The following is a 12,285-nucleotide window of genomic DNA, read 5'->3' as shown; positions in this document are numbered from 1 at the left end:
TTGTCCCGATAGCGGCGTCGAGGCCTGCCAGCGGGCGCCGAGTTTCTGCCAATCCGCCAGATTTGTTGCAGCTTGATCGCCGACTGTGAGCTATCAGAATAGCAACCGTCTTTGACAAGGAGTGACGACCAATTGAGCGTAGCATTTGCCAAGGAGGAAAGCGCCGAGGCTGCATCGGAAACCATCCTGCCGGCTCGCCCCATCTCCGATCGGATCAACCTAGTCACCGAAGCGGGCCTGAAGATGCTGCAGGATGAATTGGCCCGCGCCCAGCAGGCGCTCGGAGCCGCCAGCACACTGGAAGATGTCAACGAGAGGCGACGGCAATCGGCGGTGCCTGTTCGCGACATGCGCTATTATGCCGAGCGCGTCCGTACGGCCCAGCTGATGCCGGCGCCGACCTCCAATGAAGTCATTGCCTTCGGCCACACCGTAACCTTCGCGCGTGACGACGGCCGCAAGCAGACCTTCCGCATCGTCGGTGAAGATGAGGCCAACCCGCCACAGGCCAGCATTTCACATGGATCCCCGGTTGCCGTCGCGCTGCTTGGCAAGAGCGTTGGCGACATTGTCCTGATGGGCCAACGCGAACTCGAGATCCTGGACATTTCCTGATTGGTCTTGCGCCAGGAGCCCCGCCACCTGGTCGATTGAAGCGGCGGGCAAATCGCCGCTTCAATCGTTTTTTCAAAGGTGTCTCAGTACTACCGAACACCGGTCGACACGATCACAGTCCCCGCCTTCATTACGAAGTCGACTTCCTCCATGACGGAAATATCCGCCAGGGGGTCTCCGGGAACTGCGATGATGTCCGCATAACGTCCTCGCTGGATGGTGCCTACATCCTGACTACGCCCGAGCAGATCGGCGGCATTGCGGGTGGCTGCCAGAATCGCATCGCTCGGTGAAATCCCCACGGCAACCAACAAGGCAAATTGCTTCGCATTATCGCCATCACTGGTATCAGTCCCGAATGCAAGCTTGACACCTGCCTTATATGCGCGGGCAGCACTCTCATTCGTCAATGGAGCAACTTGCTGCACCTTGGCAGCGACGGAAGGGGTTACCGTCTCTGGTTTTTCACGCACACGCCGGAGGAACTGGTCTGCGACCAGCAAAGTGGGCACCAGATACGTGCCTTTCTCCCGCATCACCGCGATCCCGGCATCATCAATGTATGTTCCGTGCTCGATCGAATCCACCCCCAGGCGCGCAGCACGCTCTATTGCATCCGTACCGTGGCCATGTGCCGCAACCTTCATGCCAAGAGCATGGGCGGTGCTTATCGCTGCGGATATCTCTTCATCCGTCATGAGCGTCTGTTGAGGGTCGTCATGATCTGAAGTCACACCTCCGCTCGGCTGGATTTTGATCAGATTGACCCCCTCCCGATGCAGCGTCCGCACTCTGAGAGCGACCTGATCAGCCCCATCGGCCACTTCATCGTCCCAGCTCGGATGCTCGAGTTGCGGATCGATACCATTGCGAGAATCGTAATGACCACCGGTCGGCCTTATTGGCATTCCCGACACAAACATACGCGGACCTTCGACCAAGCCCTTCTTGACGGCACGCTGCAGCGCCAGGATCACTTGAGTATTGTCGCCAACGTTCCGAACGGTGGTGAAGCCGGCACGCAGCATGGCCTGATAGCCAGGAAGCGTCTGGTAAGCAGTATCGAACAAGGTGTTCGTCATGCGGCGAGCATAGGGATTGCCTTCCCTGCTAACGCTCAGGTGAACGTGGGCGTCGATCAAGCCCGGCAAAACTGTCCGGTTGGACAGATCGATCAGTTCAGCCCCTTGTCGAGTCACAAAACCAGGTTCGACCCAACGATACGATCATCTTGGACAAGTATGGACACCTTTTCGCGCGGCTTGTCCGTAACGCCATCAATCAGACGCCCAGCGTGAACTACCAGATCCCGGGCGTCTGCGCTGACTGTGAACACCGGTGTGGCAATAACCAATCCAAGAACTGCGACTTTCAAAAACTTCATTCCAAATCTCCAATGTGTAGCGCGACAATTTTGATGAGAATGATGCTGATCCTCAGGGGGCTACGATCAGCGTTCAGGTCAGCGAGTGCCCGGCGTCCACAAGACCGTCGATGACAATGAAGTGATGTTTGTCCGTTCGACAAAGGTCGCCGTGGTCAACCCGAGCCTGGTCTAGATAGGACGTCCTGGCGCAGGAATGCCGCCAGCCGGCCTAACCCATGCCTCCGGCCACCGATCGCCCCGCGCGATGTTCGAGCCGATGGAATAGGTGTCGTTCAAATTGGAAACACGGTACCCCAGCACCGATGCGATCCTCCCTTTGACATCCCCCTGAAATAGGACTCTCCCGCTCCATCGAAAAACACAATACCGTCACGCAAAAAAACTTTGAGCTTGAAGTATTTTTTGAATTGGATGAAGCCGAAGGCCTGATCGCTGCAATCAGCAATCGCGGTTTTGACGGCGTCGAGACCGTCACCAGCGAGCCCACTCACAAAGCGCGGTCCATCCTTGGCACGCAGCCGCCGGTCGGCACGATTGCCCGGCAAGGCGCCATTGCCACCAAATCCACCCCGGTTACGACTTGAGCCCCATCGCCGTTTTCTCAGTGCATTCCGTAAATCATTGATTAACCATGCGGTGTTCCTGCATCCTATACCTAACGACCTCTTCGCTTTCATCATCGATGGCGGGCCAGTTGTGTGTTTTCACTATTGATAATGACTTCTTATCGATAGTGATTGATTTCAGAGTCCAGAACGCTAGACTCCGGGCAAATCCCCCTCGCGACGTCGCGGAAACCACCGAAAGATCGTTCCCGATGGCCAGAGATTTGCCAGCCCCTGCCGACGGCATCGACCAGCGCGCCGAACAGCTCGACGCCCTCGATGCGATCCTGCCGTTCGGGCGGCGCACGCAACTTGCCGAACTTTTGACCGACGAAGATGTCGCGACCCTGAAACATCTGGCCCGGCAAGGCATCGGCGACAACTCGCTGCGGGCGCTCGCCTCCGATCTCTCCTATCTCGAGGCCTGGTCTCTCGCCGCGACCGGCACTGCCCTGCCCTGGCCGGCGCCGGAAACCTTGCTGCTGAAATTCGTCGCCCATCATCTGTGGGATCCGGCAAAACGCGAAAGCGATTCCTCGCACGGCATGCCCAATGGCGTGGCAGCGTCGCTGCGGGACCTGGGCTTGCTGCGGATGGCAAACAAACCGCATGCGCCATCGACCGTGCGCCGTCGGCTGTCGAGCTGGGCGACGTTGACCAATTGGCGCGGCCTCCAGGGCACGTTCAACGCTGCTGGGCTCAAAAGCACGCTGAAGCTCGCCGTGCGCGCTGCCGCCCGGCCGCGCCTGCGCAAAAGCACGAAAGCGGTGACATCGGACGTTCTCACCGCCGTGCTCAAGACCTGCGCCGGCGACAGCCTTGTCGACTGTCGCGACAGGGCGCTGCTGCTTGCCGCCTTTGCCTCAGGCGGCCGTCGCCGCAGCGAGATTGCATCCCTGCGGCTCGAACAATTGGTCGACGAGATGCCGGTTCCCATGGATGTAGACGAACCTGACGGCAAAAAACTGCCTTGCCTGACGATCAGGCTCGGCCGGACAAAAACCGCCGATGCCTACGCCGGCCAAAGCGCCCTGCTGATTGGCCGGCCGGTCATCGCGCTGAAGGACTGGATCTTGCGGGCAGGCATCGGCGACGGGGCCATTTTTCGCGCCATTGATCGCTGGGGCCATGTCCAGCGCCGCGCCCTGACCTCGCAAGCCGTCAATCTGATCCTGAAACGCCGCATCGCCGCAGCGGGGCTCGATCCGGCGGAATTCTCCGCCCACGGCCTGCGCGCCGGCTACCTGACCGAAGCGGCCCGCCGCGGCATTCCGCTGGTTGAGGCCATGCAGCAGTCGCAGCACCGCTCGCTCAACCAGGCCGCCCGCTACTACAACGACGCCGACCGCAAGCTCGGCAAAGCCGCCAGGCTCGTCGTCTGAGGACCGCGCCGTCGTCCCGTAGCGCGACCGGCCAGCCGCGCGCCCGTGCGACCATCTGCAAGGGGCGGTTTCGCCCGTCACTGACATTCAGTCGATGAGCGATCGTACAGCCGACCGGCCATTTTTGGGACGTCGTGAACAGCCGCGGGATTCAGAGCACATCACAGCCAATCCGCTATCGGCTAGATTTTCACGGTTTTCAGGCGGATCGGGCAGCGTTTTCGCCCGGCTTTCGCTCATTTGCCCCAGACAGGAACCGTTCGCATGAAGAAAATCATACTGGCCATCGCAGCAGTCGTCGCCGTTTCCGGCTGCACCACCACCGAACGCGACGTCGCCACTGGCGCTGCCATCGGCGCAGCCACCGGAGGCGCGGTCTCCGGCAATGCCTCTGGCGCCGCTGTTGGCGCAGCCGCGGGCGCGGCGGGCGGGCTTCTGGTGCGCAATCTGCGCAATGGTTACTGCCAGTACCGCAATCCCCGCACCGGTCACATCTACACCGCTCGCTGCTGATTTTGCGGCCCGGCATCCGGCAAATCCGCGAAAAGTAGACGGGATTTGCCGGAATTCCGTGGGTATCAGCCTGTATTCCAGCCCAGGAACATTGAAGCGGCGCAGCCGGGCATGCCGGATCGTCATCATCGTCGCAACGCCCCTCACCCTGCCCTCGCCTGGGCGCCTCCCCTGCCCCGCAGCAGCGCCATCAGCACCGGCCCGACCGAGAACTCGCCAGCCCGCGCCTTGGCCGTGAGGCTGCGCAGATAGCCGCCGGGGCTGGAAATCGCCTCGCCCTTCTGCAGCATCGCCGCCACCATGATCGCGGCATCCACCGCCCCCATCGCCTCGCAGGCCTGGTTCCACGCATCCGGGCTCACGCCGAGCGCGCCGCGCACCAAATTCGCCGTTTCCAGCAGGTCGCCCCAGCCGGAAATGCCGTTGCGGGCATAGTCGGCAATATCCGGGCAGGCGCGCAGCACCATGCCAAGCGGGTATCCCACCGGTGGCGGGCTCCTGGTCTCCAGCTTTTGCACCACGCTTGCCCCCTGGTCTTCTCCAAGGCCGGGTTCAACTTCAAGATGGTCTGGATTTGAATTCTGTATGTGGCGCTCGAAATGAGACTCATTGGCGCTTGGATTCTCGGTTTTTACATGATTTTCCAGTGTCTTGCGGACTTCCTCGGCGAGCGATGCCAGTTGCGCCGCGATCGGCTCGAGCTCCAGGCGACTGGCGGTGCGCGGAATCTGCGCTACAACCTCACGGTATTCGAGGTGCAGGCGCTGCCAATCGGCGGCAATGCCCTCTTCCAGACCAAAGGAAATCATCTTGGCGATGTCGCGCCGCAGGATGGTGATCCGTTCGCGCACCAGCTGAAGCTGCCGACGCTCTGCCCTGACGCTTTCCGCCATGCGTTCGAACTCGGCCGCGCGCGCCAGAAGCGGCGTCAGATCGAAACCGAAGGCCTGCTCGACCTCGCCGTCGCCCCCCTTGCGGGCGTAGCGCTTGCCATTGGGGCTGTCGCGGCGCACGACGAGGCCGCACTCGACCAGTACGGCCAGATGCCGCCTGAGCGTCGCCGGCGCCATGCCATGGGCCCGCAGCGCCAGCTGGATGTTGGACGGAAACACCACCAGCCCCTCCCCTTCCACGAGATCCGTATCGGGATGGAAGCTGAGCAGCGCATTGAGCACTGCAAGGGCGCGATCGCTGGCGCCGAGAAACAGCTTGGCTTCGCAGACGGCGCGAAACACCTGCCACTTGTTGGCGCTTGCGCCAGGCACGCAATTGTCAGCCGCCAACTGTGCTGCCACCATGGCGCGTGTCAGCGACCGCCGCCCAAAGGGCGTCGTCGAAATATGCTCGATCATCCTCGTTTACCTCACTTGGAGGCAAGCCAAAGGCATTCCGGAACGCGTCCAGCGGTTGACAAGTCAGCCCGGAAATGATTCTCTCACAATTGCTACATTGATGAGGGCTTCCGGAATGGCGACGTTTCGGGGGCCTTTTTCTTGCCAGCTATCCTTCTTTTCCCAGTCCTCTACGCTTTTGACGCTTACGCTCCCCGCCCGTCCGGCTGACCCAATGAGGCGGCCGATTCGCGGTGCGTGGAAAACATCTGCTATCTGGCCGTTCCCGTACGGGCCTGGCTGTACCTCTCCAGCAACTTGGGCAGTTCGGTTCCCAAGAAATCCTCGAACTCGCCGTCATATTTCTCGACAAAATCGACACGCGCCTTGCCCTTGGACATGACAAGATGGGCGACTGCCCTACCCTGCCCGTCCCTGATTTCACGCGGGCCGGCAGCTGCCGCTTTGCGCTGTAGCCGCGTGAACAGCAGATTGAAGCGCTCGTCGCTTGAGGCCTTGAGGAAGCGCGCACTGGTGACTTCGTCATAAGCCTTGACCTGCGCCGCGTCGCCGCGGAGCAATTCGGCCAGCGCCATCCAGCGCGGGCGCCCGATCTTGGGCGCCGCGCCGATGGCGCGTGCGATATCCATCGGAACGGCTTCCGCCACCTGCAGGAAGCGCGTCATCTCCGCCTTGTGCAGCGACAGCGCATCCTGGACGACGCCGCGTTCGAAGCCGCGCGAGATCAGCTCATGCGCAAACAACGCCCGCTCGATGAAGGACAGGTCACGGCGTTCGCTGTTTTCCTTGCCCTGGGCCAGCACCAGCTCGATGTCGGACAGCGGCCTGACGATCGCCAGCACCGGAACGCCAATGCTGTGTGCCGCGCGCACGCGACGATGGCCGTAGGCCGTCTGGTAGCGGCCCTGCTTTTCCGGGTGCGGCCTGAGCAGGACCGGCACTTGCTGCCCCGATTGCTCGATGCTTGTCATCAGCGCTTCGAAGTCCGCATCCTGCGGACCGTGGTCGAGGCGGTCGCTGACAAACGAAGCTTCGACGAGCGCCGTGTCGATCTTGCTGACACGCTCGGAACTTTCCAGGCTTTCCCGGAGCCGGCGTGCCTCTTCGATCTCCTTCGACAGACCGCCGAGCGACAGGCCCATGGCCTTTACCGCGCCGGAAGCGCTGCGCGGCCGCGCCAGCTCGGACTCGGCCGACTTTGTCTCAGGCGCGCGCTCGACCGGCGCTGGCGGCACCGCTGGCGCCTCGCCTGCGCCGAACAGAGCCCTGAGCTGATCCTTGCGGTTCACTGCCATGCCAGCCTCCTTACGCCGCCCTGTTCCAGGCCTTGAGGACAAGGCTTTCGATCTCGCCGTTGACAGCTGTCAACGACTCCATGGCGCGGTCGTAGGTGGCGCGGCTGAAGCTTTCGCGCGCCACCTCGTAGAGCGTCTGCTTGGTCAGGCCGGCGTCGGAGAACGCCGTCGACTTGACCAATGGTGCGGTCAGCACACGATCGCCGAACAGCGAGCGCAGGAAGCCGACGATCTGCGTCTGCGGGCCGTCATTGGGCTCGTAGCGGGTGATCAGGTAGCGCATGAAATCGAAATTGAGCTCGCCGCCAGCCTCGCGCACCACCGACAGCAGATCGGCCGTCATGAACAGGAACTGGCTCATCGAGGCGACGTCCAGCATCTGCGGGTGGATGGTCACCAGCACCGACGTGGCCGCGCACAGCGCCGACAGCGTCAGGAAGCCAAGCTGCGGCGGGCAGTCCATGACGACGACGTCGTAGTTGTCGGCCACCGTCTGCAACGCCGCCTGCACACGGGCGAAGAACATCGCCTTGCCGTCGCCGGCCTGGCGCGCCGCCAGCATCTGCGGCGTCGTGTGTTCGAATTCCTGCAGCTCAAGATTGCCCGGCACCAGGTCGAGGCCATCAAAATAGGTCGAGCGAATGATTTCCGACAACGGCCGACGTTCATCGTCATAGCGGATCGCGCCGTAAAGCGTGTCGTTGCCGTTGAGATCGAGTTCGGGCTGATAGCCAAACAGCGCCGACATCGACGCCTGCGGATCGAGGTCGATCGCCAGCACGCGATAGCCGGCGAGCGCCAGATGCTGGGCGAGGTGGGTGCTGGACGTGGTCTTGCCCGAGCCGCCCTTGAAGTTGGTGACGGCAATGACCTGCAGGTGCTCGCCGCGCGCTTCGTCGCGGCGCGGCAGATAGTGACGACCCTTGGCCGGATTCTGCTCGGCGAGGTGGCGGCGCAGGGCATTGATGTCGTCGAGCGCATAATAGCGCCGGCCGCCCGCGCCGGTCTCGGGCTGGGGGCCTTCGCCGGCGATCGACAGTTGGCGCAGGTAGCCATCGGAGACGCCGATCAGCCGCGCCGCCTCACCGCTGGAAAACTTGCGCAGCGCCTTCCGCGAGGTCGGCGAAAACAGGCGATCGCGCATCGCCTGCAACTGCGCCGACAGCATTTCGGCATCGAGCGCGATGGCACGATCCGTCGCCACGCTTCCGGCGGTCTCGGTCGGTTTTTGTACGGCTCCTAGCAACGTCTCAGTCCCCTTATGGCCAACCGGCGCGCTTTCGCGACATGCCGGAAGGGCCTTGCTACAGTTTATGCGCCGATTCGCTTCCGAATCCGAATCCGGGGTTACGCCTTCGTTAGTTTTTACGAAATGCAGCGTGGATAACGGATCGGGGAGGCGGTTACGCTGAACGCATCGAATTACGATACCTTACCGTAACAAGGTGCTGGAGAGCCCGCGCCAAGTCAAATTGTTTATAGTTAACGGAAATTAACCATTTGGGCCGACGCCGAAGCCATCCGTTGCTGTTCGCCGGCTCCAGACGGACTGCGTTGACACCTGTCAACCGATCGCGCGGTAGCCGCGCCGCATCTTGGCCGCCGCAAGCTTGGCCATCGCCACTTCCGCTTTCGCAGTGTCGCCGAACAGGTCGAGCCTGCGCTTGCCCCGCGTGCCGATGCGGCCCCATTCCCGCACCAGCGCGACCTCGCCGAACAACGAATTCTCGACCGACAGGCAATAGAACCGCGCCATGTTGCGGCCAGGATCGAAACGGCGGAGGTGCAGGGGAGGGGAGGGCGTTCGCATGAACGCAGACTCGCCCGCAGCCGATGCATACGTCCAATGAAAGTGGCGAATCGGTCATGCCCCGTCGATTCAGCGCGTTGATGGATCGACATGCCGAACAGCGGCTTTGCGCCGAGGCCACTTCCCCGAAGGGGATTTCAGTGCACTATGACGGGGGACAGACCATGCCTGGCCCCCGGCAGGGCAGCCAGGCAGGCGCGACGCGGCACAAGGAGTATCCGATGAGCCAGACATTCACAGCGATGGTGATCGACGACGCCGACGGCAAGCCGCTCGCCGGCTTTCGCGACATTTCGCTCGCAGACCTGCCGGACAACGACGTGCTGGTCGAGATCAGTCACTCCAGCCTCAACTACAAGGATGGCCTCGCCATCACCGGCAAGGGTCGCATCGCCCGCCGCCTTCCGATGGTCGCCGGTATCGACCTCGCCGGCACGGTCGTCGAGTCGCGTTCGCCGGCATGGAAACCCGGCGACAGGGTGCTGGCAAACGGCTGGGGCATGTCGGAGACAGAGTGGGGCGCCTATTCCCGATTCCAGCGCCTCAAGCCGCAATGGCTGATGCGCCTGCCCGAGGCTTTCAGCATGGAGCAGGCGATGGCCATCGGCACCGCCGGCTACACCGCCGCGCTCTGCGTCGACGCCCTCGAGGCCTGGGGCACGATCAGGCCGGGCGAGGGCGACATCCTGGTGACCGGCGCTGCCGGCGGCGTTGGCTCGACAGCCGTCGCCTTGCTTTCGTCGAAAGGCTACGCCGTCACCGCCTCGACCGGCCGGTCCGAAACGCACGACTATCTCCGCGGTCTCGGTGCCAGCGCATTCCTCGACCGGGCGGAGCTCGCAAGCGAGGTGCGCCCGCTGCAGAAGGAACGATGGAGCGGGGCCGTGGATTCGGTCGGGTCGACGACGCTGGCCAATGTGCTGGCCCAGACCGTCTATGGCGGCGCCGTCGCGGCCTGCGGCCTCGCCGGAGGCCATGACCTGCCCGGCACGGTGATGCCGCACATCCTGCGCAGCGTCGCCCTGATCGGGGTCGATTCCGTGCATGCGCCGATGCCGAAACGCGAAAAGGCCTGGCGGACGCTCGCCCAACATCTCGACACGGCCAAGCTCGCGGCGATGACCGAAGTCCATCCGATGCGCGACCTGCCCGAACTCGCCAGCCGCATCGTCGCCGGCGCGATCCGCGGCCGCGTCGTGATCGAGATCGGCTGAGGCAAGACCGCGCGCCACCGTTTCGGACCCGCAACGAATTGGCCGTCTCTCGCATGGGCAAGAGGCGGCCATGACGTGGTCGCGACAGGGCAGGGGCCTCAGCGCATCCGCCAGGCCTGGGTGCGTGCGATGATCCCCTTCGACAGCAGCAGGTGGATCAGGCGGGCGCCGGCGTTGGTGTAGAAGATCATCATCGCCATTGCCGCCGCGGGCGCGACGTCGCCGGCGTCATCCATGTTGAGCACCGCAACGGACGCCAGCGCCGTATCCTTGGAGTATAGGAACACCACCGCCGACACCGTCGTCATGGCATTGACGAACAGGTAGATCGAGATGTCGAGGATGGCCGGCAGGCAGACGGGCACGGTAACCCGCGCGAACAGCTTGTAGAAGGGCTGCTTGAGCGAGGCCGCCACCGGCTCGAACTCCTGATCGATCTGCTTCAGCGCCGTCAGCGCGGTCAGGTGGCCGACGGTGTAGAAGTGGGTGATGGTGCAGATCACCAGGATGGTCATGGTGCCGTAGAGCGCGTGCAGCGGGTTTCCAGGATCGTTGAAGAAAAAGATGTAGGACAGGCCCAGAACCATGCCCGGCACCGCCATCGGCAGCATGGCCAGGAATTGAAACGCCGACCGCCCGGCGCGGAAGCCTTCGGTCTTCTCGACCATGTAGGCGCCGACGAAAACGATGATCGTGCCGACGATGGCGGTGATCCCGGCAAGCCTGATCGAGTTGTAGTAGGACGCCCAGCCGCCGCCATCCATGCGATCGAAAGCGTAGTGCTTCAGGCTCAGGCTTAGATCGTATGGCCACAGCTTGACCAGGGCCGCGAACTGGCTGGTGACCATGATGCCGAGGATGAAGACGGCGATCAGCGAACACCAGGCAAGGCACAGCGCGTCAAAGCGCCGGTCGGGCTTCGGCTGGTAGGCAACCGAGCGCGCAGACAACAGCGCCACCTGCTTCTTCTGCACCATGCGGTCGACCACGAAGGCAGCGATTGCCGGGACAAGAAGGATTACCGAGACCACCGCGCCCATCTCGAAGTTCTGCTGGCCGATGACCTGCTTGTAGATGTCGACGGCCAGCACGTTGAACTGGCCGCCGATCACCTTGGGCAGGCCGAAGTCGGTGATGACGAGGGTGAACACCACGAACGCCGCCGAGATCAGGCCGTAGCGCGCACCGGGGATGGTCACGGTCCAGAACGTCCGCCAGCTGCTGGCGCGCAGCGACGCCGCCGCTTCGTAGTGGCGCTGGTCGGAAATCGCCAGCGCCGTGGAAATGATCATCATGGCGTGCGGGAAGGCAAAGAACACCGAGCCGACGACGATGCCGAGCGGCCCGTAGATGGGCACGCCCATCAGCAGTTCCTTGAGCAGGCCCTGATTGCCGAACAGATAGATCAGCGCGATGCCCGGCAGCAGCGACGGCACCAGGATCGGCACCATGGCGACCAGCTTGAAGCCGTCCTTGAAACGCATGCAGCTGCGGTTGAGGGCATAGGCGAAGCCGAATGCCAACCCGACGGTGGCGATGGTACTGATGAAGGCGATGAACACCGAGTTCCCGATCGACCGGAACAGCGTCGGCGTCGAGAAGTAGGTGGTGTAGTTTTCAAAACCGATCGCGCGCGCTGGCCTGAGCATCACGCGGCGGAACTCGTTGGAGCTGAATTCCTGCCACTCGGTGCCACTGTGCAGCTGCAGGCCGACGAGGTAGCTCGCATCCGCCGATGTGCCGCGGATCCTGTATTTCACCGGGCTGCGGAAGCTGAAATCGGGGAAGAACACCGTCGCCTGCAGGCGGCCGTCGGAATTGGTCGCGAGCTTCTCCGCCGAAACGACGCCGAGCCTGTCGTTGAGTGCGACTGCCGAGACCGGCTCGCCCCAGTTGCCGGCCTTGTCGCTGACCTGGAACTCGAACCTGGCAAGATCGAAGCTGTAGGTCGAAAACGACTTCGACAGCATGACGTAGAGCGGAGCGGCCAGCGCGACGACGAGATAGAGCGCGATGACCACCATCAGGGCGCGCTTGATCAGCTCGTCCCGGTCGAGCGAAAGCTTCAGCTTGCGGCCTGGGGGCAGGGCGGTGTCGATTGCCATCGCCATG

General features: G+C 62.9%; 12 protein-coding genes. 5 read left to right on the top strand and 7 right to left on the bottom strand.

Annotated elements, in window-relative coordinates; translation table 11 throughout:
• Positions 1-132 precede the first annotated feature (132 nt).
• Positions 133-615 (top strand): transcription elongation factor GreA, encoded by a 483-nt coding sequence (greA, locus tag PCJ21_RS18210; RefSeq protein ID WP_269932845.1) that lies wholly within the window; start codon positions 133-135, stop codon positions 613-615.
• A gap of 89 nt (positions 616-704) precedes the next feature.
• Here greA and PCJ21_RS18205 read toward each other — a convergent pair whose 3' ends face one another.
• Positions 705-1,814 (bottom strand): metal-dependent hydrolase family protein, encoded by a 1,110-nt coding sequence (locus tag PCJ21_RS18205; RefSeq protein ID WP_269932844.1) that lies wholly within the window; start codon positions 1,812-1,814, stop codon positions 705-707.
• Entirely contained in the window at positions 1,811-1,999 is a 189-nt protein-coding gene (locus PCJ21_RS18200; protein ID WP_269932843.1) for a hypothetical protein, read from the bottom strand. The genes PCJ21_RS18205 and PCJ21_RS18200 overlap by 4 nt, the downstream gene beginning before the upstream one ends.
• Positions 2,000-2,409: 410 nt before the next feature.
• Between PCJ21_RS18200 and PCJ21_RS18195 the strand changes: the two genes are divergently transcribed.
• The 3 genes from PCJ21_RS18195 (at position 2,410) to PCJ21_RS18185 (ending at position 4,502) form a co-directional block, all read left to right on the top strand.
• Complete coding sequence (locus PCJ21_RS18195; protein WP_269932842.1) at positions 2,410-2,586, top strand: hypothetical protein; 177 nt, start codon at positions 2,410-2,412, stop codon at positions 2,584-2,586.
• A 233-nt stretch (positions 2,587-2,819) separates the two neighbouring features.
• Positions 2,820-3,989: a site-specific integrase gene (locus PCJ21_RS18190; RefSeq protein ID WP_269932971.1), complete on the top strand. Its 1,170-nt coding sequence runs from the start codon at positions 2,820-2,822 to the stop codon at positions 3,987-3,989.
• 264 nt (positions 3,990-4,253) lie between these two features.
• Positions 4,254-4,502 carry a lipoprotein gene (locus PCJ21_RS18185; protein WP_269932841.1) on the top strand — a complete coding sequence of 83 codons (249 nt, stop codon included), beginning with the start codon at positions 4,254-4,256 and terminating at the stop codon, positions 4,500-4,502.
• A 143-nt stretch (positions 4,503-4,645) separates the two neighbouring features.
• On the opposite strand, the gene repC is transcribed toward PCJ21_RS18185, so the two are convergent.
• From repC to PCJ21_RS18165, 4 genes are all read right to left on the bottom strand, one after another.
• Entirely contained in the window at positions 4,646-5,854 is a 1,209-nt protein-coding gene (gene repC, locus PCJ21_RS18180) for a plasmid replication protein RepC (RefSeq protein WP_269932840.1), read from the bottom strand.
• 251 nt (positions 5,855-6,105) lie between these two features.
• On the bottom strand, positions 6,106-7,149 hold the full coding sequence (repB, locus tag PCJ21_RS18175) for a plasmid partitioning protein RepB (RefSeq protein ID WP_269932839.1): 1,044 nt from the start codon (positions 7,147-7,149) through the stop codon (positions 6,106-6,108).
• A 10-nt stretch (positions 7,150-7,159) separates the two neighbouring features.
• A complete protein-coding gene (gene repA / locus PCJ21_RS18170; protein WP_333474407.1) occupies positions 7,160-8,353 on the bottom strand; it encodes a plasmid partitioning protein RepA in 1,194 nt (397 codons plus the stop codon).
• A gap of 360 nt (positions 8,354-8,713) precedes the next feature.
• Positions 8,714-8,959 carry a WGR domain-containing protein gene (locus PCJ21_RS18165; protein WP_269932837.1) on the bottom strand — a complete coding sequence of 82 codons (246 nt, stop codon included), beginning with the start codon at positions 8,957-8,959 and terminating at the stop codon, positions 8,714-8,716.
• A 221-nt stretch (positions 8,960-9,180) separates the two neighbouring features.
• On the opposite strand from PCJ21_RS18165, the gene PCJ21_RS18160 reads away from it, so the two are divergent.
• Positions 9,181-10,173: an MDR family oxidoreductase gene (locus PCJ21_RS18160; RefSeq protein ID WP_269932836.1), complete on the top strand. Its 993-nt coding sequence runs from the start codon at positions 9,181-9,183 to the stop codon at positions 10,171-10,173.
• A 98-nt stretch (positions 10,174-10,271) separates the two neighbouring features.
• Here the strand turns inward: PCJ21_RS18160 and PCJ21_RS18155 are convergent, their stop codons facing one another.
• Positions 10,272-12,284, bottom strand: a complete 2,013-nt coding sequence (locus PCJ21_RS18155) for a putative 2-aminoethylphosphonate ABC transporter permease subunit (protein ID WP_269932835.1) — start codon at positions 12,282-12,284, stop codon at positions 10,272-10,274.
• Position 12,285: the final 1 nt, after the last annotated feature.

This window comes from Aminobacter sp. HY435, from assembly GCF_027568395.1.
Taxonomy (GTDB): Bacteria; Pseudomonadota; Alphaproteobacteria; order Rhizobiales; family Rhizobiaceae; genus Aminobacter.
Note: the sequence above shows the minus strand (reverse complement) of the source record. Positions and strands in the feature narration are given on the sequence as shown.